This is a genomic window from Pseudomonas sp. D1-36, assembly GCF_051132205.1.
Lineage (GTDB): Bacteria > Pseudomonadota > Gammaproteobacteria > Pseudomonadales > Pseudomonadaceae > Aquipseudomonas.
This window is the reverse complement of the sequence record NZ_CP071674.1, coordinates 5,115,916-5,139,430: the sequence shown is the minus strand read 5'-3', so window position 1 is coordinate 5,139,430 and position 23,515 is coordinate 5,115,916. Positions and strand designations below refer to the sequence as shown.

Genomic DNA, 23,515 nt, shown 5'->3' with positions numbered 1-23,515 from the left:
AACTCCTTATTCGGGCAAGGCGATCGGACCGATTTCGTCGAACACATCGCCTGGCCCCGGGTTCTCGGGGTGAGTTTCACCGCCGAAATGTTTCATGATCCCCCACACGGCATTGAGCGAGGTCTGGACCGCGCCTTCTACCCAGGCGGGTGTCCATGAGACGTCATCACCGGCGATAAAGATCCCTTTTTGTTCAGCCGGCATGTCGTCTTGCATGAAGTGTGCATACATGCGTTGGTTGTATCGGTAGTGGCCCGGCAGGGCGCCTTTGAATGCACCGAGGAAATAGGGGTCGGCTTCCCAGGAAACTGTGATCGGATCGCCAATGATCCGCGCGGCGATGTCGACGTTCGGATAGATTTTTTTCAGCGCATCAAGCGCCAGCCTCACGCGTTTTTCCACGGGATACGGCAGCATTTTCAACGCATCGCTCATCCATGAGTAGGACAGGCAGATGACGCCTGGCTTGTCGTCGCCGTTGTCGAACAGGTAAGTGCCGCGAGTCAGCCGATCGGTGAGGGTCATGCTCATCAAGTCGCGGCCGGTCTGCGGGTCCTTGTCCTTCCAGAAGGGCCGGTCGACCATCACGAATGTCTTCGATGCTTGCATGTAGCGGGTGCGGTCCAGGGCCATCCACATTTTTTGCGAGAACAGCGCTTCTTCACATTCGATCTGGGTGGTCAGCAGCCAAGTCTGGCACGTCACCAGCACGGCGGCGTATTCCCGGGTGTCACCCCAGACGTCGGTCACGGTGAAGCGGTCGTTATCGGCACGGGCAATGCGCTTCACGCCGCTGCGAGGCGCGCCCAGGTGCAACGAATTCAGGCTGGTGCCTTCCGGCCAATGCACGCAGCGCTCTGGCACGTGTTTCCAGATTCCGTGGGGGACCTGCTCGACGCCGCCGACCACCAGGTGCTGATGATCGTCGCAGTTGGTCATCACCACGCGAAAGATTTCGAGCATCGAGTTGGGAAAGTCCGAGTCCCAGCCGCCAGTGCCGAAACCAACCTGGCCGAACACTTCGCGATGCTGGAACGAGAGCTTGGCGAAGGCCTTTGACGTAGCGACAAAGTCATAGAAGGTGCGGTCATCCCACAGCGGCACCAGGGTGTTCCACAGCTCCTTGAGACGCGGGACGTCGCGGTCGCGGATCGCTTGCTGGATATCGCCGAAGCGCGAGCCAGCCTCCAATGCGTCGGCCCAGGCGTCGGCCACTTCTTGGAATAACGCCGGAAGGTCAGCCATGCTTTCTGCGTAATAGGTCTGCCCTTCAAGGTCGATGACCGTGCTGCCCGAGGCCGACGTCAACGGGTTGGGAAAGGGTTTTGTCTCCAGGCCCAGCTTGTCGACGTAGTGGTAGAACGCCGTGGACGACACTGGGAAACGCATGCCGCCGAGTTCGGCGACGATACCTTCGGCGCCGTTGAACGCTTGGGAGCGCAGGCGTCCGCCCAGCTTCGACGCCTCGTACACCACCGGTTTGAGGCCCATTTTCATCAGCTCGTAAGCGGCCACCAGGCCGGCGATCCCGGCGCCGACAATCGCTACCTCGGCGCCGTGATTGTGCTTCGGAATCATGCCCAGGCCAGCTGGGTGTTCGATCCAGTCGTCAAAGGCGAAGGGAAAGTCCGGGCCGAAAATGGTGATGGGTTTCTTGCCGTTGGCAGGGTGGCGATTGTTCTTGTTCATGGCTGACCTTGGTAGGCGACTCGGCGCGGTGTTCGCGTCTGAGTATAGGAAAGATGCCAGCCATTCTAGAGAGCATGAAACACGTTAATAAGACGCAATGTGTCGTCGTTTTGTACGTATCGCCGTCATTTTCACTGCCTAGATAGGCTTAATGACGAAACCAGCTCTTGTAGGAGCGAGCCTGCTCGCGATAGCGGGCCGTCAGCCCGTGCAAATGTTGACTGATCCGCCGCCATCGCGAGCAGGCTCGCTCCCACAGGATTTTGGGCAGGTTCTAGACGGGCTGCCCCCGGTCGATCTTGCTGCTGAGAATGATCGAAGTGGTAGTTTTCTCCACCCCGTCCACGCTGCCGATCTGGTCCAGCAGTTGATCCAGCTGTTCCGGCGAGTCGGTGCGCAGCCAGGCCACGTAATCGAACTCGCCGCTCACCGCGCACAACTGCTGGACCTGGGCCATCGCACTCAAGCGCCGCAATACGTCTTTCCCCGAGCGTGGCTGGACCTTTATGCCGACGTAAGCCTGCAAACCGCCATCGATCACTCGCTGCCCCAGACGCACGCCGTATCCGGTGATGATCTTGGATTTTTCCAGTCGAGCCAGGCGCGAGGTCACGGTCGTGCGGGCGATGCCCAACTGCCGGGCAAGCACGGCGACGCTTTCCCGGGCGTTGATTTGCAGCGCCGCGATCAGCTGGCGATCAATTTCGTCGAGGACGGGAGGGCGGGTATCAGTCAAGGTCAGCTCCAGCGCAGGCATCATTGGCGGGCATGTTACAGGCTCCGGCGTTCGAAGTAGCTGATGGCAGGCAAGGCCAGCGCTCGCCAGGCTGGGGCGAGGTGCGCTTGCGAAGGCCTGAGCCAGAGGCCGTCCTCGCCGATCAGTTGTTCCGCGGGCAGCAGCAGCAAATCGTCGAGCGTAAACGACTGCGCCGCGCCTCGATCCTCATCGTCTTCGGTTTCCCAGTCGCGTTCGAAACACCGGACCCGCAGCTTTTCTTCATCGAAGCCTTCGAACTCGGGCCGATTGCCCAGCCATCGCGGATGAATCCGCAGCGTGTGCGCCTGGACATCGAGAAGCATCATTTGCCAGCCCCGATAACTTTCGCACAGCTGCGCCACGTCAGTTGCCATGCGGGTCAGGGCCAGGTAGCGGCCATCCGAGGACCAGATCATCGAAGGGGCCAGATCGACCAAGGCGCAGCCTGAAGCCGTCAGCAGATAACCGCCAAGCCGCGGCGTACCGGCGCGCACCCAGCTGTCGGCATATTCGGTCTCGCTGCCGAACAGCCAGGCAGCGTCCCGATGAGTCGGCGCGGGCTGGATGAAATCGCCATCGGCAGTCGCCGCTTGCGGCCGATCCACCAAGCGCCATGGGGGGATGACGCTCAGTTGCGAGTCTGTGGGCTGCAACTGCACCGTGTTATAGAACAGCCGGGATTGCTCGTTGGGGCGACAGAAAGACGCGTCGCTGCCGACCTCTGGCGCCGCGACATTGAAGCGCCGGAGCGGGCTGCTCTGCAGATCATTGTCGAGACGACCTACGACCACCGCCAGACTCAACCGACCATCGCGAAAGTCGAGGATCCGTTCTACCCACATGGCGGGCCCTTTCAGCAGGCGCCGCTCTTGCACGTCGGCCACCACTGCATGGGTGGCAACGGTCGTTGCCCCTCCAAAAGGCAGCAGCGCCAGGTACCGACCACAGTCCGAGGCGCGATGATCCAGCAGCCAGCGTTCCGGCAGGAGCCAGTCACCGGTCTGGCAGCGATAGCCACCAAGCCCTTCGCGATTGTCACCCTGCCAGCCCAGGCGCGCGCTTGTGCCGCCCAGCAGCGCTTGGGTCTCGATGTGCGAATCGCCCCGGCGGCCCGGGCTGTCCAACGGCATGACGATGGCCGTGCGCGTCAGCTTGAACTCGCCCACCTGCACCCGACCCTGGATGTCGTGGCCCGTCTGCGTCTCGGTATCGCTGTGGATACTGTCCAAGCGGTAGCCATACTGGCCGGAACCCGGTCGTGGATAGTCGAGGTAAGCGTCGATATGCACCTGGCCTGCATCGAGCTTCAGCAAGTCATGCCAATAAAAAGACGGTTCGGTGGTGCTCTTGATCCAAGGCAAGGGCAGGTCGCGCCAGCCTTTGTCCACTTGCCACGACCAATACCGTTCGCCTTGCGCCTCGTTGGCCTGTTCCCCGGCCAGGCACACCAGGGCGCGGTGATCGGTGCTCCACACCAATGGCGCATCGGCGGTCATCAAGAGCCCGGACGGCTGCCCATTGATGCTGACGGCATAGCGCGGCGAATACAGTGGCTCCAGGGGTCGGTCCAAATCGCGCAGCGTAGCCGGCAAGATGATGTTGCCAGCCAGGCATTGTCGACCATCAGCGGACGGACGTTCGAAGGTAGGCTGGAGATTGTCCGGGTGCCAGCCAGGCTCCAGCCAAAGATCCGCGACGGGAATCAGGTCGACTGCCTCTGCGGTTTGTAGCAGCTTTTCCAGGCGAACCTGACGGACGCCGTTATCGACCAATGGGCTGTAGCGGCCGCTCAGTTGATCAGAATCAAAAGCGTCCAGCTCCCAGAATTCGCTTTCGGCGCAGCGGTATAAGGTGCGCTGCTGGCGGTCGAGAATGACCAGTCCCCAGTTCTGCCGTGACGGCACCGGCGCGGCAAAATAGCGCCAGTCGCTGGAAAATACCGCCGAAGAACCGATCCCTTGCAAAAGTACGCCGTCTGGAAACAAGTAATCGCAATACACAGGACCGCCCATGGCGATTTCACTGTGGTTGAACACCCGGATTGGCTCGCCTTCCGGGGTCAGAAGCGGCTCGTTACCGCCCCAGGCGCTTGGCCCCTTGGTGGAAACCGGTGCCAACCCAAGGCGCCGCTCCCATTTGCTGACCCAGGCGAGCCCGACAATGATGGCGATGATCGCCACGAGAATGCCCCACCACTCCGGCAGCGCCCGGCCCAGGCTGAAGCCCAGGCCAAATACGGCACCCACCGTCAGCCTCGCGATGCCTCGGCCCATCGTCAGAGCGCCCAGGCGCGCGGCGAGGCCCATCAGCGACCCTAGGAAAATCACTGCCAGCAAGGCCAGCGGCGGGGGCAGAACGGTAACGAAAAAGGCTGGCACCACGAGGATGCCGAGTTGCCAGAAGAGTTCGAGGAACAGGCGGGACAGGCTGGGAGTGGCGATGATGGAGGTCTCTCGAAGGCCGGGGTTTGCAATTGTAAGTGAGCCGCACTGAAAAAAACGACGGGTCGAGGCTAACCGGCTTCATGAGGATTTTCGGAATGGCCTGACATACACGGCCCGGTATCTCTGCTGCAATTGCGTTCCGCTATGAACTGCTTTGCAGTCTTGGGAAACAAGATGGGATCGTTAAAAGATTTTTACTGGAAGCGTTGGGTCAAGAGACACCGGTGCAAGCTTGCTGGCGGCCTCCAATCGCTGAGCAGGAGGACAGAGCTGACCCTGGAAGAGGGCGTTGCCCTTGGGCACGTCGACATTGACTCGCCGCGTCTCGCGATCGGCGCCCACACTTATATCCGCAGTGGCAGCCATCTATCCCTGGTGGCATCGATCGGTCGCTTTTGCTCAATGGGCACTGGCGTGGTGATAGGCCAGGAAAAGCACACGCATCCCACCGATTGGCTCAGCTCTCATCCTTTCCAATACACGGCTTCCCCGCTGAGTTACCGTGCCAGGACCCAAATGGCCACGATTGGCCACGACGTCTGGGTGGGCAGCCATGCCATGGTCATGGAGGGCGTCAACGTCGGCACGGGCGCGGTGATTGCAACCCGGGCAGTCGTGGCTGGGGATGTGCCGGCCTACGCAATCGTAGCGGGCGTCCCGGCCAAGGTAGTGCGGTTCAGGCACGCTCCTGATGTTATCGAGCGCCTGTTGGCGAGTCGGTGGTGGGAAATCGAGGTGGAGGAATTGAAGACGCTGCCCCTCGACGAACCTGAAACCTGCCTGGAGCTGCTGGAGCGCAAAGCTCCGGTGGCTGCTCAGTACCGAAAAATCAGCGTGACACGTAAGGGTTGTCGCGCGGGGGAAATGATGACCGTGACGTAGTGCTTGCGATTGATGGTTGTACGCTTTTTTCTGGCCCCGACAAGTCAAGATGATGACCGTCTGGAAAAGCAAAAGCCGCGCAATGCGCGGCTTTCAGTTTGGTGGGCCCACACGGACTCGAACCGTGGACCAAAGGATTATGAGTCCTCTGCTCTAACCAACTGAGCTATGGGCCCTCAGTAGGCCGCGGATTATAGCGACGGTTTCTCGGCTGTGCTATCCGAAAAATCCGATACGGTTACACGCAGAAACGTTGCGGCGAACTCTTCGGCGCACAGGGGCAGGCTGACAATGTAGCCCTGGATCTGTTCGCAGCCCTCCTCGGCGAGGAATTGTTGTTGGGCCAGGGTTTCGACGCCTTCGGCGATGATGGTGAATTGCATGCTGCGACCCAGGGCGATAATTGCCCGTACGATGGCCGCGTCGTGGGGGTCATCGGGCAGGCCGCGGACGAAGGATTGGTCGATCTTGAGGATATCCAGCGGCAGGCGCTTGAGGTAGCTGAGTGAGGAATAGCCGGTGCCGAAGTCGTCGATGGCCAGTTGCACACCGAGTTTTTTCAACTGGTGCAACACTGCCAGGGCTTCTTCGGCCTGGCTCATGATGAAGTTTTCGGTAATCTCCAGTTGCAATAAGCCCGGTTCGAGATGGTTTTCCCGCAAGAGTTGTTCGATACGACCCAGCAGGTTGGGTTGGCGCAGTTGGACGCCAGCCAGGTTCACTGACAGCGGGCCGAGGCTTTCGTGAGTGCAATTCCATTCGCATAGCTGTCGGCAGGCGGTCTCTAGCACCCAGTCGCCGATCTGCAGGATCATCCCGTTTTCTTCGGCCAGAGGAATGAAGTGTTCCGGGGGCACGTCGCCGAACGTCGGATGGGTCCAGCGAATCAGTGCCTCGGCGCCCACCAGGCTGTTGTCGACCAGGCTGATTTTTGGCTGGAAAGACAACGACAACTCGTTGCGCTCGATCGCCCGTCGCAGTTCGTGTTCCAGCGCCACGCGCTCGCTGGCTTGGGCCGTGAGGTCGCGGGTGTAGCTTTCTACCCGGTTGCGCCCCTTGGCTTTGGATCGGTACATCGCCGCGTCGGCATTCTTGACCAGCGTGGCCACGTCGCAGCCATCCTGAGGATACAGGCTGGTACCAATGCTGGCGCTGATGAAAAACTCGTGTTCACCTGCCTGGAAAGGCGCGCCAAAACAGTTCAGGAGTTTTTGGGCGATGTGCTCGGCGTCGCTGGGCTGTTGCAGGCCAGGCAGCAGGATGATGAACTCGTCGCCTCCCAGGCGCGCCACTGTGTCGATGTCCCGTAGCTGCTCGCGCAGCCGTACGGCGATGCCCTTTAGCAGCAGGTCACCGACCGGGTGCCCGAGGCTGTCGTTGATATGTTTGAAACGGTCCAGATCAAGGAACAACACTGCGCCTTGTCCCCCGTTTTCCTGCTGGCTGTTCAGGGCGGTCAGCAAGCGGCTTTCGAACAAGGTGCGATTCGGAAGGCCGGTGAGCGGGTCGTGGTGTGCCTGGTAATCGAGTCGGGCCTGGGCGTGCTTGAGGCTTGAAATATCGGCAAAAACCGCAACGAAGTGAGTGATTTGATGGCCCCGGTTGCGCACGGCGCTGATGGTTAGCCAGCTGGGGTACAGTTCCCCGTTTTTACGTCGGTTGGAAATCTCTCCTTGCCAATGACCCTCCGCCGTCAGCTGATGCCACATTGCCGCATAGAAGGCACTGTCATGTAGGCCGGAGGCCAGTAAGCGGGGGGTGTGGCCCAATGCTTCGCTTTCGCTATAGCCGGTGATTTCGGTGAAAGCGCGGTTGACGGCGTTGATGTGCTGTTGCGTGTCGGTGATCAGGACGCCCTCGGCGGTGCTTTCGAACACGGTGGCTGCCTGTTGCAGTTTTTCCTGCATGAAGTGGCGCTCAGTGATGTCCCGGGCGATGGTCAGCATGCAGTCTTCATTGCCGATGGGCAGGGGACGGCTGGACACCTCGCAGAGCCGGATCTGCCCGTCGTTGCGGCGGATATGGCAGCTGAAATCCTTGACGAAACCGTCCCGTTGCAGCAGGTCGAGCATCTGTTTGCGTTCGTTGAGGTTGACCCAGATGCCGAGGTCCAGCGTGGAGCGATCCACCGACAGGGCGCTGTTGAAACCGGTGATGCGACTGAAACCCTCGTTGACTTCTATCAGCAGGCCGTCGCTTTGCCGGGACAGCAACAGGCCGTCGGGCGAGGCATGAAAAGCCTTGGCGAACTTTTCTTCGGAGGTCTGCAGTTGTTGTTGGGTTTCCTTGAGTTGGCTGATGTCGCGCACGACCACCACCAGGGCGGGGGTGGTGTCGAGATCGAAGGGTTCGGCCGAGATCAGGCCGGTAAACACCTGGCCGTTGCTGCGTCGAAAGGGCATTTCGAGGTTGCGGATGCTGCCGGCCTGCAAACGCTGCAACAGGCTTGGCCCGACGCCTTGAATGCCCCAGATGTCCAGGTCCGTAGTGTTTTTGCCAATCACCTGGTCGGCACTGATGCCGATCTGTTCCTCGAAAGCTTTGTTCACTTCCAGCAGGCAGCCGTCCTGCAGGCGCGCAATCACCAGGATGTCGGGGCACTGGCGAAACACCGAGGCGAATTTTTGTTCGGAAAGACGTAACGCTTCCTCGGTGTGCTTGGCTTCACTGATGTCGATCATCAAGCCACGCATCAGCGGCTCGTGGCCGTGCTGGATGAGGCTGACGATATCCCTGACCCAGAGGCAGCGACCATCAGCAGTGATAACCCGGTAATCGACGCAGTGATCGCGGCCGGCAAGCACTTCGTGGTCGCAATAAGTCTGGGCGCGTATGAGGTCTGCCGGGTGGATGATGTTGCGCCAGAAGCCAGGAATGAGCCAATGGGCGAGAGGGTAGCCGAGCAGCTCTTCGGCGTGGGGCGACACGTAGCTGTAGGTGAAATCGCTGACCCTCGCTTCCCATGCGATGGCCGAAAGGCTCTCGACCAATCCCCGATAATGGTATTCGCTGCTGCGCAGTTCCTGTTCAAGATCGACTCGCCGGGCTATTTCCGAGCTGAGGCGACGATTGATGCGAATCACCACGGCCAGGATGCCGCCCAGCAGAAGCATTCCTGGCAGGCCGTAAAGCAGCAGATCTGACCAGAGTTGACGATAATCGCGCACATTGCCGATCCACTTTTCCTGGATCTCGCTGATTTCGGCCGACGTCATATCTGCCATCACTTTGTCCAGAATGCCCACGAGAATCTTGTTTTCCTGGGGGACGGCCATCGCCAATTGATACCGGTAGGGCGTTTCCCCACTTACGTAGAGCCCATCGAGCTTGAGCTGGCGCAGGCTCCAGACGCTGGAAGCAAGGTCACCCACCACGGCATCCACCTGATCCGTCGCCAGCGCCTGCAAGGCCGAGCTGACGTTGGGCAGGGCAACCAGATTCAGGTCGGGATGGTGATTGCGCAACAACTCGTGGGGGGCATAGTTTTCCACCACGGCGATCTTCAAGCCGTACAAGTCCTCCAGCCTGCGCGGTTGGGCGCCCCCGTGATGGGCGAGGATGACAATCGGGAAATCCAGGTAGGGACGGGTAAAAGCCAGATAATTCTGGCGTTCGGGGGTGGACATGATGCCCGGCAAAAGATCGATTTTGCCCTGTGCGACCTGCTCCAGCACCACGGTCCAGCTCACTGGCTCGATGGGCGTCAATGTAATCGCCAATCGCTGGCGAATGATATCGACGTAATCGGCAGCCAGGCCTTGGTAGCGCCCCTGATCGTCGCGGAATTCGAACGGCGGCCATGAGGCATCGACACCCAGGCGCAGGTCGGGGTGGTCCTTGAGCCAGCGGCGCTCTTCGTCGGTGAGCGTCAACGCGCCGGCCGTCGCGGTCCAGGTCATCAGTGACAGCAAAAGCACGGCCGTCAGTCTGGGCATCACGGTCTCGTCTTGGCTTGGGGAGGATGTTTCGAGTGTAGACGGGCAAAAGGGCGGGGGTGGCAACGAAAGCGTTTTATCTGCGCATAGCAAAACCCCCGGCAGGGCCGGGGGTTTTGAAGGTCACTCGTCGAGGAAAGAGCGTAGATGCTCGCTTCGCGTCGGGTGGCGCAGTTTGCGCAACGCCTTGGCTTCGATCTGACGAATCCGCTCACGGGTCACATCGAACTGCTTACCGACTTCCTCGAGGGTGTGGTCGGTATTCATGTCGATGCCGAAACGCATGCGCAGAACCTTGGCTTCACGGGCCGTGAGGCCGGAAAGTACTTCGCGAGTCGCTTCCTTGAGGCTCTCAACGGTGGCGACATCGATCGGCGACTGCATGGTGGAGTCTTCGATGAAGTCACCCAGATGGGAGTCTTCATCATCGCCGATCGGGGTTTCCATGGAGATCGGCTCTTTGGCGATCTTCAGTACCTTGCGGATCTTGTCCTCAGGCATTTCCATGCGTTCGCCCAGCTCTTCCGGGGTCGGTTCGCGACCCATCTCCTGCAACATCTGCCGGGAAATACGGTTGAGCTTGTTGATCGTCTCGATCATGTGCACCGGAATACGGATGGTGCGGGCCTGGTCGGCGATCGAGCGAGTGATCGCCTGACGGATCCACCAGGTAGCATAAGTCGAGAACTTGTAGCCGCGACGGTATTCGAACTTGTCCACCGCTTTCATCAGGCCGATGTTGCCTTCCTGGATCAGGTCGAGGAATTGCAGGCCACGGTTGGTGTACTTCTTGGCGATGGAGATCACCAGACGCAAGTTCGCTTCGACCATCTCTTTCTTCGCGCGGCGGGCCTTGGCTTCGCCGATCGACATGCGACGGTTGATGTCCTTGATTTCAGCGATGCTCAGGCCGGTCTCGGTCTCCAGCGCGCTTAGCTTCTGCTGGCAACGAATGATGTCCGGTTGCAGGCGGGCAATGGCTTCGGCGTATTTGCTCTTGCCCTTGGCCAGTGCATCGGTCCAGCTTTCGTCGACTTCGTGACCAGGGAACTGGCGCAGGAAGTCTGCACGGGGCATGCGCGCATCACGAACGCACAATTGCATGATCGCGCGCTCTTGCTGACGCAGGCGATCCAAGGCACTGCGAACACGCTCTACCAAGCCTTCGAACTGCTTGGGTACAAGCTTGATCGGCATGAACAGCTCGGCCAGCGCCAACAGCTCGGCGATTGCCTGCTTGTTGTGGCGACCATGCTTTTTCAGGGCCTTGCGGGTGATCTCCATCTGGTCGGCCACGGCACCGAAGCGCTGGGCAGCGATGACCGGATCGGGACCGCTTTCGGCCTCTTCTTCGTCGTCGCTCGCTTCGGCGTCTTCGTCATCGGTATCGTCGTCAGCCTTGGCGGCTTTCGCGTCGATCGGCGGCGGCACTTCAGCGGCAGGCGGCGCGATGCCGTCGTCCGGGTCGATGTAGCCGCTCAGGACGTCGGATAGGCGGCCACCTTCGGTGGTAACGCGGGTGTACTCGGAGAGAATATGGTCGACCGTGCCAGGGAAGTGCGCGATCGCGCCCATCACTTCACGGATGCCTTCTTCAATACGCTTGGCGATTTCGATTTCGCCTTCACGCGTGAGGAGCTCTACCGTACCCATTTCACGCATATACATGCGCACGGGGTCGGTGGTGCGACCAATGTCGGTCTCGACCGCCGCCAACGCTGCGGCCGCTTCTTCAGCGGCCGCCTCGTCGGTATCGGCGTCGGCCAGCATAAGGGCATCCTTATCTGGAGCAACCTCGAATACGTTGATCCCCATGTCATTGATCATGCGGATGATGTCTTCCACCTGTTCCGGATCTGAAATATCCTCCGGCAGGTGGTCGTTGACCTCCGCGTAAGTCAGGTAGCCCTGCTCACGACCCAATAGGATCAACTCTTTGATACGAGACTGCTGTTGCGCTTTTCCGGACATAACACCCTATCCACTGAAGGTCTTGGCGGGCAAAAAACAAGCCGAGGATTATACCTGAGCTGTGACCTCACGCGCCAGTTGAGGTCGGGTTTGATGCGCAAACATTGCGGCTGAGTAAATCCCGCAATTGGTTTTTCTCTTCGCTGGTCAACTCGCTCTGGCGAGCTTTGCGCAGAAGTTGTTCCAGGTTTCGCTCGCGTTGGCGGGCGGACAAGCTAGTAATGGTGTCGAAAAACTGTTGTTCAAGGTTGTCTCCCTCTATCAGCCATTCCTTCTCGGCCAGCGCCTTCAAGAGGCGCCCCTGCTCGGTGCCATGCCACCGAGCGATCAACTGGAATGAGTTTAGCTTGGGGTTCTTCTGCACGGCTTCAAGGAGTGCGACCAGCAATTGTGTATTGCTGTGGTCCTCGGCGGCAAAATGTCCTGCGTCCTCTACCTTCTCAGCCAGTTGCGGGTGATGCAGCAAGGTGCGCAGGGCGGCCAGTGTTGGTGGTTCGACGGCGGCCGGCACGCGCGGGACACGTGGCTGGTCGCGATCGCCCCGCTTGCCGTTCTTGTCCCAGGGTTTCTTGTCCCATTTCTTGCCGCCACCGGCGGTTTTTTTCGACGTCCATTCCTGCTGAGGCGCGTAATCCTGCTGAGGTTGATGATAGTCGGCGAAATCCGGCATCGCGTCGTAATCGATGCCTGGGTCATACGCTGGCGGTGCTTCCTGCGGAGCGCTGTGCACCAATTGATTCATCGCTTCGTTGTTCAGGCCGGTGATTTCGCTGAGCCGTTGGCGCATGAGTGTGCGCAGGTTGGCACCGGGCACCTTGTCGATCAGCGGTGCCGCGAGAGTGGCCATGTGGGCCTTGCCTTCAAGGGAGCGTGGATCGGCTTCTTCGGTCAGTTGCTGGAAAAAATAATCGGCCAGCGGTTGGGCGTGCTGGTTGATCCGCGCACGAAATGCGTCGGTGCCTTCGGAGCGCACCAGGGTATCCGGGTCCTCGCCTTCGGGCAGGAACAGGAAACGTGCACGTCGCCCGTCCTGCAGGCATGGCAATGTCGCTTCCAATGCGCGCCAGGCGGCGTTGCGTCCCGCCTGGTCGCCATCGAAGCAGAACAGCACGCTGGGCACCACGCGAAACAGGCGCTTCATGTGTTCTTCGCTGGTGGCCGTTCCCAGGGTCGCAACGGCGTTGCGCAAGCCTTGCTGTGCCAGGGCGATAACGTCCATGTAGCCTTCCACGACAATGATCTCGTCGAGGTTGCGGTTGTTCTTGCGTGCCTCGTAAAGGCCATAGAGTTCCTGGCCTTTATGGAAAACCGGGGTTTCCGGAGAGTTCAGGTACTTGGGCTTGTCATCGCCCAGAACCCGGCCGCCGAAGGCGATGATGCGCCCCCGTGTATCGCGGATCGGAAACATCACTCGGTCACGGAAGCGATCGTAGCGCTTGCCTGTCTCGGCGTTCTCGATGAGCAGGCCTGCGTCGATCATGGCGCGCTGCTGGAGCGTGTCGCTGCTCAGGTGTTTGTACAGATTGTCCCAGCCGGGCGGGGCGAAGCCGAGGCCGAAATCCCGGGCAATCTCGCCAGTCAATCCGCGACCCTTGAGGTAGTCCACCGCCGCCTTGCGCGCGGGGTGGCTTTTAAGCGCCTGGCGATAAAAGTCCGCTGCCGCCGTCAGCAGCGGATAAAGCGGCGAATCGGTGGGTTGGCGTGGCTTGTGCTGCCGGCCGCTCTCTTCCCGTGGAATTTCCATGCCTGCGGCTTTGGCCAGTTCTTCGACTGCCTGGGGGAAGTCCAGGTTGTCGTGGTCCATGATGAAGCCGAGGGCATTGCCGCCCGCGCCGCAGCCAAAGCAGTAATAGAACTGCTTGTCGGGGCTGACGCTGAAGGACGGGGTTTTCTCTTTGTGAAACGGGCAGCAGGCGGTGTAGTTCTTGCCTGCTTTCTTCATTTGCAGGCGAGAGCTGACCACGTCGACGATGTCGGTGCGGTTCAGGAGGTCGTCAATAAAGCTCTGGGGAATTAGCCCGGCCATGGCGTTCTCATCATCACTGCGCGAAATAGGGATCCGAAACCAGCAGGCATGATCGATTCCAGGTTTCGAGGCACGGCAAAAAGGTGGCTCGACCGGATCGTTTGCTTCATTGCTGTCGGAAGTGTATCTGCCGATTGTCCACTGACGTTAATTACTATCAGTACTCGACTGTATGAATGTGTTGCGCTGAATCCGGTAACGGCCGATCTGGCCACGGATAGCTCATGAGGCGGGCACGCAGGCAGGTGCCTTGGGCTGATCGTCGTTAGAGGAATCAGGGTGTGCTCGTCAGTAGCCTTGGAAGGCTCGTCAGAAGAGACGTGCACCGCTGGCAAAAGAGCCAGGTCTGACGCGGTGAAGCGGGTTGTCTAGGTCGCGTCTGCGACTTTGACGGTGAAGCATCAAGCGTTGTTCCGCAAATGCCATAAGCCCGGCTTGAAGGCCGGGCTTGGCAAGAAGCTTGCGACGGGCGTCTGTGTATTAGTACAGACGTACGGCGCGGCGCTGTTCGCGCTGAACTTTCTTGGCGTGACGCTTAACAGCGGCTGCTGCTTTGCGCTTACGCTCGGAAGTCGGCTTCTCGTAGAATTCGCGGCTACGAACTTCAGCCAGAACACCGGCTTTTTCGCAGGAGCGCTTGAAACGACGCAGAGCTACGTCGAAGGGTTCGTTCTCTTTTACTTTGACGGCTGGCATCCAGAGCTACCTTCATTCATTACCGGGGTCAACATCCTCGCGGCAAAAGAGCACTTGAAGACGTCGGTTTTTAAGGGTTGCGGATGTTAACCCCTCATCGCTCGGAATGCAAAGCCTCTGATCGAAAACCGCTGGTCGGGGCACAACGCGGCGACTATTATGCGCGCCTTCGAATTCAGCCTCTACAAGGCGCAAACCCATGCTAGTACTGGGATTAGAAACATCCTGCGACGAAACCGGCGTTGCCCTCTACGACAGTGAGCGCGGCCTGCTGGCTGACGCTTTGTTCAGTCAAATCGACCTGCATCGCGCCTACGGCGGCGTGGTGCCCGAGCTTGCGTCCCGCGACCACGTCAAGCGCATGCTGCCCTTGATCCGCCAGGTCCTGGCCGAAGCCGACTGTGTGCCGACCGAGATCGATGCCATTGCCTATACGGCCGGGCCGGGCCTGGTGGGCGCGCTGCTGGTCGGCGCTTCCTGCGCCCAGGCGCTGGCCTTTGCCTGGGGCATCCCGGCGCTGGGCGTGCATCACATGGAAGGCCATCTGCTGGCGCCGATGCTGGAGCCGCAGCCGCCGCAATTCCCGTTCGTCGCTTTGTTGGTGTCGGGTGGGCATACCCAGCTGGTCCGCGTGGATGGGATCGGTCAATACGAGCTCATGGGTGAATCGCTCGATGATGCCGCCGGGGAAGCTTTCGACAAAACCGCGAAGATGATGGGGCTCAACTATCCGGGCGGGCCGGAAATCGCACGGCTGGCAACCCAGGGTGTTGAAGGACGTTTCGTCTTTCCGCGTCCGATGTGCGATCGACCGGGTCTGGATTTCAGCTTCAGCGGCTTGAAAACCTTCGCGCTGAACACCTGGCAGCAATGTGTCAGCGCCGGGGACGACAGTGAGCAAGCCCGTTGCGACATCTCCCTGGCGTTCCAGCAGGCCGTGGTAGAGACTTTGACCATCAAGTGCAAGCGCGCGTTGAAGCAGGCCGGGCTCAAGCGCCTGGTTATCGCCGGCGGCGTGAGCGCGAACAAGGCGTTGCGGATATCCCTGGAAAAAATGCTCGGCGACATGAAGGGCGACGTTTACTACGCTCGACCACAGTTCTGCACGGATAACGGCGCGATGATTGCCTTTGCCGGCTGCCAGCGCCTGCAAGCGGGCCAGCAGGAGAGCCTGGCGATCAGCGTGCAGGCCCGTTGGCCAATGGAGCAGTTGTCGCCGCTGTGAAGCGACGTTTAGAAATGCCGTTCGCGCCCGGCGAACAGGTCGCGTAGATTGCCCCGGTGACGCCAGACGATCAGCGCGACGAGCGCTGTCATCGGCAGCAGGGCCGCCGGCTCCTGCCAAGCCAGTAATGGCAGGGTGAGCGGTGTGGCGATCAGCGCGGCTAGCGAGCTGGTGCGGGTCAGGTAGAAAGTCAGTAGCCAGGTGCAGACGGCAAGCAGGGCGGCCGGCGGATACAGGCCCAGCAGCATTCCAGCGGCAGTGGCGACGCCCTTGCCGCCACGAAAGCGAAAGTACAATGGGAACAGATGGCCGATGACGGCACAGACGCCGATCCAGGCCTGTTGCTGTAACGACAGTCCTGCAAGGCTGGCGATCAGTACCGGGAAGAGGCCTTTGCAGAGGTCACCGAGCAGGGTCAGGATGGCGAGTTTTCGTCCGGCCAGGCGTAGCATGTTGGTGGCGCCGGCATTACCCGAGCCACTCATTCGCGGATCCGGACGACCGGTCAGGCGGCTGAGCAAAATGGCGAAGGACAGTGAGCCGAGCAGGTAGGCGAGGATCGCCAGTAACCAAAACATGCTAACCATTCCGGGCGGGGACGCCCTGATTCTAACGGCGCAATGCGCCCTTGTCGTGCTGCGGAGAAGAGTGCTTGGACAGAGTTTTTATCGAAGGCCTTGAAGTCGACACGGTAATCGGTGCCTACGACTGGGAACGAGGCATCCGACAGTGCCTGCGCCTTGACCTGAGTTTTGCCTGGGACAACCGTCCGGCCGCTGCGGGCGACGACCTGACCCTGGCGCTCGATTACGCCAGCGTATCGTCACGCATCCAGGCGTTCGCCGAGCAGGCGCAGTTCCAGTTGGTCGAGACCTTTGCCGAACGACTGGCCCAGGTGCTCATGGATGAGTTCGAAATCACCTGGCTGCGCCTGAAAGTGACCAAGCCTGGCGCCGTACCGGCTGCCAGCGGTGTGGGCGTGGAGATCGAGCGCGGATGTCGCTGACACAGGTTTTCCTCGGGCTTGGTAGCAATATCGAGCGCGAAACCCATCTATGCGCGGGGCTTGAAGCACTGGCCGGTTTCCTGGTGGACATGCGCTGTTCGGCCGTGTTCGAGAGCCAGCCGGTGGGTATCAAGAGTGGGCCTTTTTTCAATTTCGTCTTGTCGGCCTTCACTGACCTGTCGCTGATTGAGTTGGACCGTCGCCTCAAGTTCATCGAGGCCGACAACGGTCGTTATGCACCGGACCGCAAGGGCCTGCCGCTGGACATCGACGTGTTGTTGTATGGCGAGCAGGTAGGCAACTTCGACGGCTTGATCCTACCGCGTGCCGAAATTCTCAAGAATGCCTTTGTCCTGTGGCCTTTGTCTTTGATCGCGCCGGATCGAATCCACCCTGGCGTGGGCAAAAGCTTTGCCACGTTGTGGGAAGAGGCGCAGATCGACCAGGTATTGGCCCCGGTGGCTTTCCAATGGCGAGGGCAGCAGCTTACGCCACCGGATCTGCTCTGAGGCGGCGGAACCCCCGGCGAACACGCGGAAACTGGCACGACCGCCTTTAATTCGCTGCTGCTTCCTTGTAGGCCTTCAATGCCCTGAGGCGCTCACGCTTGATTGCCTCACCCAGTTCCTGTCCCTTGAAGCCCTTTTCCAACAGCGGCTGCACCGCCACTGCGCGAGCCGCTGCCGCGGCTCCCCGCAGATAATCAGCCTGTGGATAATTCCGTTCCTCAAGCCCCTTGCGCCCCCGTGCATCCATTTCGCAGGCCATGATGAACTCCTCGAAGCGCTGGGGACGGCGGTACACATCAAAGCTTTGCAACAGTTCCAGCAGCGTAGACGCCTTTAATTCAAGCGCGCGGTGTCCATGCGTGTGATATTGGCCAACCAGCAGTGCCAATTCCTGACAGTCGCGTGGCGCCTTGAAGCGTTCGTTGACCGCTTTGATCAGCTTCAGCCCCTTGTGCTCATGGGCGATGTGTCTCGGCCATTCATGCTCGGGTGTCAGGCCTTTGCCCAGGTCATGCAGCAGGCAAGCCCAGCGCACGGTCAGCGGTTGCTTGTGCCGTGCCGACTGTTCCAGCACGCTCAGCGTGTGAGCGCCGGTGTCGATTTCCGGATGATGGACTTCGGGTTGTGGAACGCCAAACAGCGCATCCACTTCGGGCATGAGGATTTTTAGGGCGTCGCAGTCGCGCAGTACCTGGATAAATACCTGGGGCTGGCTCTCCATCAGCGCTCTGGAAATTTCCTTCCAGCTGCGTTCAGCCGTCAATGCCTCCAGTTCGCCGGATTCGCTGAGCTGGCGCATCAGCTCGAGCGTCTCGTCGGCCACCTTGAAACCCAGGGGGGCATAGCGTGCCGCAAAACGTGCAACGCGCAAGACTCTAAGGGGATCTTCGGCGAATGCGGGGGAAACGTGACGGAGCAAGCGTGCTTCCAGATCGCGCTGCCCGTGGTAGGGATCGGTGAGATTGCCGTGGTCGTCCTCGGCCATCGCGTTGATCGTCAAGTCTCTGCGGACCAGGTCTTCTTCGAGCGTGACCTCGGGGCTGGCATGGAACACGAAACCACCATAACCTCGGCCGTTCTTGCGCTCGGTGCGGGCCAGGGCGTATTCCTCGCCAGTCTTTGGATCAAGAAATACCGGAAAATCAGCCCCTACGGGGCGAAAACCCTTGGCGAGCATCTCCTCGGCAGTGGCGCCCACCACGACCCGGTCAACGTCGGTGACGGGGATGCCTAGCAGGCGATCGCGTACAGCGCCGCCGACTTTGTAGATCTGCATAAAAAACCTCCGTTGGGCCGACAGGATAAACCTTTATGTCGGACGTTCGGAGGCGAAAGCGTGATCAAAGATGAATGACGGCCAGATCCAGGCGCCCATAATCTCCTTCGGCTTGTTCGGTGCGTGGCGGCACATGATGGGTTTTCATCACTTGATCGCCCTGCAGGGTTTCCAGATGGATGTCGAACCCCCATAGACGATGCAGGTGCTTGAGTACCTCATCCGTTGATTCGCCTAGCGGTTTGCGGTTGTGCTGCTGATGACGCAGAGTCAGTGAGCGATCACCGCGGCGGTCGATGCTGTAGATCTGCACGTTGGGCTCGCGGTTGCCCAGATTGTATTGCGCCGCCAGGGTTTCCCGGATGACGCGGTAACCACCTTCGTCATGGATGGCGGGCACCAGCAGGTCATCTTTTTGATCGTCGTCAAGGATGCTGAACAGCTTGAGGTCGCGTATTACCTTGGGCGACAGGTATTGCAGGATAAAACTTTCATCCTTGAAGCTGCTCATCGCGAATTTGATCGTCGACAGCCAGTCCGAGCCGGCGATTTCCGGGAACCAGCGGCGATCTTCCTCCGTAGGGTTTTCGCACATGCGCCGGATGTCCCGATACATGGCGAAACCCAGAGCATAGGGATTGATGCCGCTGTAATACGGACTGTCGAAGCCGGGCTGAAACACCACGCTGGTATGGGAGGTCAGGAACTCCATCATGAAGCCGTCCGTGACCAGGCCCTCGTCGTACAGGTCGTTCATCAAGGTGTAGTGCCAGAACGTCGCCCACCCTTCGTTCATGACCTGGGTCTGGCGCTGCGGATAGAAATACTGGGCAATCTTGCGCACGATACGCACGATTTCCCGTTGCCAGGGCTCCAGCAGGGGCGCATGTTTTTCGATGAAGTAGAGAATGTTTTCCTGGGGCTCGGCCGGAAAGCGTGCATTGTCCTTCTCGTTGTACTTGTCGGCGCCTTTGGGAATGGTCCGCCATAGGTCATTGATCTGTTTCTGCAGATGTTCCTCTCGATCCTTCTGGCGTCGCCGTTCCTCTTCGGCGGAGATCGGATAGGGTCGCTTGTAGCGGTCCACGCCGTAGTTCATCAGGGCATGGCAAGAGTCCAGCAAGTCCTCCACCGCGTCGATGCCATGGCGCTCTTCGCATTGCATGATGTACTGCTTGGCGAAGACCAGGTAGTCGATGATCGAGCTGGCATCGGTCCATGTGCGGAACAGATAGTTGCCCTTGAAAAAGCTGTTATGGCCATAACAGGCATGAGCCACCACCAGCGCCTGCATGCAGATCGTGTTCTCCTCCATCAGATAGGCGATGCATGGGTCGGAGTTGATCACGATCTCATAGGCCAGGCCCATCTGGCCCCGGCTGTAGGATTTCTCGGTACTGAGAAAGTGCTTGCCATACGACCAATGGTGATAACCCAACGGCATACCGACGGATGCATAGGCATCCATCATTTGCTCGGCGGTGATCACTTCGATCTGGTTGGGATAGGTGTCCAGGGCATAGCGATCCGCGATACGGCTGATCTCACGGTCGTACGCTTGTATCAGCTCGAACGTCCATTCGGAGCCGGTGGAAATAGGCTGGCGTTTCTGCTCTTTTTTGGCGGTCATGTCACTAACCTGCGCTGGAAGAGTTCACGGAAGACCGGGTAGATATCCCCGGCCGAGACCAGTTGCTGCTGGGCAAAAGTATCGGAAAACGCTTCGGCAATGCGTTCGTATTCATACCACAGCGCTTGATGTTCGCGCGGCGTAATCTCGACGTACGTGTAGTACTGGACGAACGGCATGATCTGGTTGATCAGGATGTCGCGACAAATCGGCGAGTCGTCGTTCCAGTTGTCACCGTCGGACGCTTGGGCCGCATAGATGTTCCATTCGTTGGCGGGGTAGCGTTCGGCCATGATTTCCTGCATCAGCTTCAGGGCGCTGGAAACAATGGTGCCGCCGGTTTCCCTTGAATAGAAAAACTCTTCTTCGTCGACTTCCCTGGCGCTGGTGTGGTGCCGGATGAACACCACATCGATCTTGTCGTAATTCCTCTTGAGGAACAGGTACAACAGGATGAAGAACCGCTTGGCGATGTCTTTGGTGGCCTGCGTCATTGAGCCGGACACGTCCATCAGGCAGAACATGACCGCTTTGGAGCTAGGATTCGGTTGCTTCACCAAAAGGTTGTACTTGAGGTCGAAGGTATCGAGGAACGGCACGCGATGGATGCGCGCGCTAAGACGCTCGATTTCCGCTTCCAAGGCCTGGATGTCGCCGAAATTGTCCGGCTCCTCCTGCTTGAGGCGGGCAAGCTCCTCCTTGGCCTCGCGCAGTTTTGCCCGGCTGCTGCCCGAAAGCGCGATGCGACGTGCGTGGGCTGAGCGCAGGGTGCGGATGATATTGATCCGCGCCGGATTACCCTCATTGCTGATACCGGCGCGCACGGTCTTGAAAGTATCGGTGCCGGTCAGGTTGCGTTTGACCAGGTTTGGCAGTTCCAGGTCCTCGAACATGAATTCAAGGAACTCTTCTTGGGTGATCTGGAAGACGAATTCATCCATGCCCTCGCCGGAATTGCCAGCCTTGCCCGGGCCCTTGCCGCCGCCTCCACCGGGTGGGCGAGGGATATGCTCGCCGCTGGTGAATTCCTTGTTTCCAGGGTGTACGACGGTCTGCTTGCCGCCCCGGCCATGGTGAAGCACCGGCTCGTCAATATCCCGGCCAGGGATGCTGATCTGCTCGCCATGTTCCATATCCGTAATGGAACGACGACTGACCGCCTCCTCGACGGCCTTCTTGATGTGGTCGCGGTAGCGCCGCAAGAAACGCTGGCGATTTACCGTGCTCTTGTTCTTGCCATTCAGGCGTCGGTCGATCACATAGCTCATGGGTGCCCTCCGGGCAGCTTCAAGTGGTGAGCTGCAAGCTGCAAGTGGAAGCAGTAACCCGGCTCCAGGGTTCACGCGCTTTCCTCTTGCAGCTTGTCGCTTGCGGCTTGTTGCTGGCTATTGTGATTTACGGACCCGCAGGTACCACTCGGACAGCAGCCGTACCTGTTTGTCGGTATAGCCACGTTCGACCATGCGTGTAACGAAGTCGTTGTGTTTTTGCTGGTCCTCTTTGCTGGCCTTGGCATTGAAGCTGATGACGGGCAACAGGTCTTCGGTGTTGGAGAACATTTTCTTCTCGATGACCACCCGAAGCTTCTCGTAGCTGAGCCAGGTAGGGTTCTTGCCGTTGTTGTTGGCCCGGGCGCGTAGGACAAAATTGACGATTTCGTTGCGGAAGTCCTTCGGATTGCTGATGCCCGCGGGTTTCTCGATCTTTTCCAACTCTTCGTTGAGCGCTACGCGATTGAGAATCTCGCCCGTTTCCGGATCGCGATATTCCTGGTCCTGGATCCAGAAATCCGCATACAGCACGTAACGGTCGAAAATGTTCTGGCCGTACTCGCTGTAAGACTCCAGATAGGCCGTCTGGATCTCCTTGCCGATGAACTCGATGTACCGTGGCGCCAGGTACTCCTTGAGGAAACGCAAGTAGCGCTCCCGGGTCTCCGCCTGGAACTGCTCCTGCTCGATCTGTTGCTCGAGAACGTACAGCAGATGGACAGGGTTGGCGGCGATTTCGTGGGGGTCGAAGTTGAACACCTTGGACAGGATCTTGAACGCAAAACGGGTGGACAGTCCGTTCATCCCTTCGTCCACGCCCGCGTTGTCCCGGTATTCCTGGATCGACTTGGCCTTCGGATCGGTGTCCTTGAGGTTTTCGCCGTCGTACACCCGCATCTTCGAATAGATGTTGGAGTTCTCCGGCTCCTTCAGGCGCGACAACACAGTGAACTGGGCGAGCATCTTCAGCGTGTCGGGCGCGCAATGGGCCTTGGACAGCGAGCTGTTGAACAGCAGCTTGTCGTAGATCTTCACCTCATCGGAGACGCGCAGGCAGTAAGGCACCTTGACGATGTAGATCCGGTCGATGAAGGCTTCGTTGTTTTTGTTGTTGCGGAAGGTATGCCATTCCGATTCGTTGGAGTGAGCGAGCAGAATGCCGCTGAATGGTATCGCCCCCAGCCCCTCGGTGCTGTTGTAGTTACCCTCCTGGGTGGCGGTCAGCAATGGGTGAAGCACCTTGATCGGCGCCTTGAACATCTCGACGAACTCCATCAGGCCCTGGTTGGCCCGGCACAGCGCGCCCGAATAGCTATAGGCATCGGCGTCGTTCTGTGGGAATTCTTCTAGCTTGCGGATATCGACCTTGCCCACGAGGGCCGAGATGTCCTGGTTGTTTTCGTCACCTGGTTCGGTCTTGGCCACCGCGATCTGGTTGAGGATCGAAGGATAGAGCTTGACCACGCGGAACTGGCTGATGTCGCCGCCGAACTCCGCCAGGCGCTTGGTGGCCCATGGCGACATGATGGTGTTGAGGTAGCGACGGGGAATGCCGAAGTCCTCTTCGAGGATCGCGCCGTCCTCGGTGGCGTTGAAAAGCCCCAGGGGCGATTCGAAGACAGGAGAGCCCTTGATGGCGTAGAAGGGCACTTTTTCGATCAGTTGCTTGAGTTTCTCGGCCAGGGACGATTTACCGCCACCGACGGGGCCGAGCAGATAGAGAATCTGCTTCTTCTCCTCCAGGCCTTGGGCGGCATGGCGGAAATAGGACACGATCTGTTCGATGCATTCCTCCATCCCGTGGAAGTCTGCAAAGGCCGGGTAGCGCCGGATCACTTTGTTGGAAAAAATCCGCGAGAGCCTCGAGTTGGTCGAGGTGTCCAGCAGTTCAGGTTCTCCGATTGCCAGCAACAGACGCTCCGCAGCCGATGCGTAGGCACTGCGGTCTTGCTTGCAGAGTTCGAGGTATTCCTGCAGCGAGTACTCCTCCTGCCGCGTGGACTCGAAACGTTGCTGGAAGTGGCTAAAAATACTCATGACGTCACCTCGCTCGATACGTGGAGCCGGTGTCGGATCAATCAGTCGATGCTGGACAGCCGCTGGGACCCCAGTTGCCGTTTTACCCCCCAGAATGCTTTCAAGAATGCGGCTCCTGAAAGCTGACTCCCGATGATCCGCGCGCCGGTGTACCGGCTCTC

Annotated in this window: 16 protein-coding genes and 1 tRNA gene; 4 read left to right on the top strand and 13 right to left on the bottom strand. The window is 59.5% G+C overall.

Annotated elements, in window-relative coordinates:
• Positions 1–6: 6 nt before the first annotated feature.
• The 3 genes from J3P76_RS23150 to J3P76_RS23140 all read right to left on the bottom strand — a co-directional run bounded on the left by J3P76_RS23150 (position 7) and on the right by J3P76_RS23140 (position 4,824).
• Positions 7–1,689, bottom strand: a complete 1,683-nt coding sequence (locus tag J3P76_RS23150; protein WP_420764892.1) for a flavin monoamine oxidase family protein — start codon at positions 1,687–1,689, stop codon at positions 7–9.
• A 274-nt stretch (positions 1,690–1,963) separates the two neighbouring features.
• Positions 1,964–2,425 carry an Lrp/AsnC family transcriptional regulator gene (locus tag J3P76_RS23145; protein ID WP_420764891.1) on the bottom strand — a complete coding sequence of 154 codons (462 nt, stop codon included), beginning with the start codon at positions 2,423–2,425 and terminating at the stop codon, positions 1,964–1,966.
• 35 nt (positions 2,426–2,460) lie between these two features.
• Positions 2,461–4,824, bottom strand: coding sequence for a hypothetical protein (locus tag J3P76_RS23140; protein ID WP_434609193.1), 2,364 nt, complete (start codon positions 4,822–4,824; stop codon positions 2,461–2,463).
• A 240-nt stretch (positions 4,825–5,064) separates the two neighbouring features.
• On the opposite strand from J3P76_RS23140, the gene J3P76_RS23135 reads away from it, so the two are divergent.
• Positions 5,065–5,772, top strand: coding sequence for a CatB-related O-acetyltransferase (locus J3P76_RS23135; protein WP_434609195.1), 708 nt, complete (start codon positions 5,065–5,067; stop codon positions 5,770–5,772).
• A 99-nt stretch (positions 5,773–5,871) separates the two neighbouring features.
• Here J3P76_RS23135 and J3P76_RS23130 read toward each other — a convergent pair.
• The 5 genes from J3P76_RS23130 to rpsU form a co-directional block, all read right to left on the bottom strand.
• Positions 5,872–5,948: transfer RNA gene (locus J3P76_RS23130), tRNA-Ile, on the bottom strand.
• A gap of 15 nt (positions 5,949–5,963) precedes the next feature.
• Positions 5,964–9,707, bottom strand: coding sequence for a bifunctional diguanylate cyclase/phosphodiesterase (locus J3P76_RS23125; RefSeq protein WP_420764888.1), 3,744 nt, complete (start codon positions 9,705–9,707; stop codon positions 5,964–5,966).
• Positions 9,708–9,830: 123 nt separating this feature from the next.
• On the bottom strand, positions 9,831–11,678 hold the full coding sequence (gene rpoD, locus J3P76_RS23120) for an RNA polymerase sigma factor RpoD (RefSeq protein WP_434701281.1): 1,848 nt from the start codon (positions 11,676–11,678) through the stop codon (positions 9,831–9,833).
• A gap of 67 nt (positions 11,679–11,745) precedes the next feature.
• Positions 11,746–13,704, bottom strand: a complete 1,959-nt coding sequence (gene dnaG, locus J3P76_RS23115; RefSeq protein ID WP_420764886.1) for a DNA primase — start codon at positions 13,702–13,704, stop codon at positions 11,746–11,748.
• A 480-nt stretch (positions 13,705–14,184) separates the two neighbouring features.
• A complete protein-coding gene (gene rpsU, locus J3P76_RS23110; RefSeq protein WP_002551877.1) occupies positions 14,185–14,400 on the bottom strand; it encodes a 30S ribosomal protein S21 in 216 nt (71 codons plus the stop codon).
• Between the two features lie 199 nt (positions 14,401–14,599).
• On the opposite strand from rpsU, the gene tsaD reads away from it, so the two are divergent.
• Entirely contained in the window at positions 14,600–15,625 is a 1,026-nt protein-coding gene (tsaD, locus tag J3P76_RS23105) for a tRNA (adenosine(37)-N6)-threonylcarbamoyltransferase complex transferase subunit TsaD (protein ID WP_434609198.1), read from the top strand.
• 8 nt (positions 15,626–15,633) lie between these two features.
• On the opposite strand, the gene plsY is transcribed toward tsaD, so the two are convergent.
• Entirely contained in the window at positions 15,634–16,203 is a 570-nt protein-coding gene (plsY, locus tag J3P76_RS23100; RefSeq protein WP_420764884.1) for a glycerol-3-phosphate 1-O-acyltransferase PlsY, read from the bottom strand.
• Positions 16,204–16,277: 74 nt separating this feature from the next.
• Here plsY and folB point away from each other — a divergent pair, with 74 nt between their 5' ends.
• Both folB and folK read left to right on the top strand, forming a co-directional pair.
• Positions 16,278–16,631, top strand: coding sequence for a dihydroneopterin aldolase (folB, locus tag J3P76_RS23095; RefSeq protein WP_420764883.1), 354 nt, complete (start codon positions 16,278–16,280; stop codon positions 16,629–16,631).
• Entirely contained in the window at positions 16,622–17,140 is a 519-nt protein-coding gene (gene folK / locus J3P76_RS23090) for a 2-amino-4-hydroxy-6-hydroxymethyldihydropteridine diphosphokinase (RefSeq protein ID WP_420764882.1), read from the top strand. Before folB ends, folK begins: the two co-directional genes overlap by 10 nt.
• Positions 17,141–17,186: 46 nt before the next feature.
• Here folK and J3P76_RS23085 read toward each other — a convergent pair whose 3' ends face one another.
• The 4 genes from J3P76_RS23085 to J3P76_RS23070 all read right to left on the bottom strand — a co-directional run bounded on the left by J3P76_RS23085 (position 17,187) and on the right by J3P76_RS23070 (position 23,354).
• Entirely contained in the window at positions 17,187–18,416 is a 1,230-nt protein-coding gene (locus J3P76_RS23085; protein ID WP_434561988.1) for a multifunctional CCA addition/repair protein, read from the bottom strand.
• Positions 18,417–18,480: 64 nt separating this feature from the next.
• Entirely contained in the window at positions 18,481–20,046 is a 1,566-nt protein-coding gene (locus J3P76_RS23080) for a SpoVR family protein (RefSeq protein WP_434561990.1), read from the bottom strand.
• On the bottom strand, positions 20,043–21,314 hold the full coding sequence (locus J3P76_RS23075) for a YeaH/YhbH family protein (RefSeq protein WP_420764879.1): 1,272 nt from the start codon (positions 21,312–21,314) through the stop codon (positions 20,043–20,045). The genes J3P76_RS23080 and J3P76_RS23075 overlap by 4 nt, the downstream gene beginning before the upstream one ends.
• Before the next feature lie 117 nt (positions 21,315–21,431).
• The gene (locus J3P76_RS23070) at positions 21,432–23,354 is read right to left on the bottom strand and encodes a PrkA family serine protein kinase (RefSeq protein WP_420764878.1); all 1,923 of its coding nucleotides are present in this window, start codon (positions 23,352–23,354) and stop codon (positions 21,432–21,434) included.
• Positions 23,355–23,515 lie beyond the last annotated feature (161 nt).

Bases quoted from the DNA above. Each gene is read 5' to 3' on its own strand.
- rpoD (WP_434701281.1), bottom strand. From the start codon at position 11,678: ATGTCCGGAAAAGCGCAACAGCAGTCTCGTATCAAAGAGTTGATCCTA.
- J3P76_RS23150 (WP_420764892.1), bottom strand. From the start codon at position 1,689: ATGAACAAGAACAATCGCCACCCTGCCAACGGCAAGAAACCCATCACC.
- J3P76_RS23075 (WP_420764879.1), bottom strand. From the start codon at position 21,314: ATGAGCTATGTGATCGACCGACGCCTGAATGGCAAGAACAAGAGCACG.
- J3P76_RS23070 (WP_420764878.1), bottom strand. From the start codon at position 23,354: ATGAGTATTTTTAGCCACTTCCAGCAACGTTTCGAGTCCACGCGGCAG.
- rpsU (WP_002551877.1), bottom strand. From the start codon at position 14,400: ATGCCAGCCGTCAAAGTAAAAGAGAACGAACCCTTCGACGTAGCTCTG.
- plsY (WP_420764884.1), bottom strand. From the start codon at position 16,203: ATGTTTTGGTTACTGGCGATCCTCGCCTACCTGCTCGGCTCACTGTCC.
- tsaD (WP_434609198.1), top strand. From the start codon at position 14,600: ATGCTAGTACTGGGATTAGAAACATCCTGCGACGAAACCGGCGTTGCC.
- J3P76_RS23135 (WP_434609195.1), top strand. From the start codon at position 5,065: ATGGGATCGTTAAAAGATTTTTACTGGAAGCGTTGGGTCAAGAGACAC.
- J3P76_RS23085 (WP_434561988.1), bottom strand. From the start codon at position 18,416: ATGCAGATCTACAAAGTCGGCGGCGCTGTACGCGATCGCCTGCTAGGC.
- J3P76_RS23080 (WP_434561990.1), bottom strand. From the start codon at position 20,046: ATGACCGCCAAAAAAGAGCAGAAACGCCAGCCTATTTCCACCGGCTCC.
- folK (WP_420764882.1), top strand. From the start codon at position 16,622: ATGTCGCTGACACAGGTTTTCCTCGGGCTTGGTAGCAATATCGAGCGC.
- dnaG (WP_420764886.1), bottom strand. From the start codon at position 13,704: ATGGCCGGGCTAATTCCCCAGAGCTTTATTGACGACCTCCTGAACCGC.
- J3P76_RS23125 (WP_420764888.1), bottom strand. From the start codon at position 9,707: ATGCCCAGACTGACGGCCGTGCTTTTGCTGTCACTGATGACCTGGACC.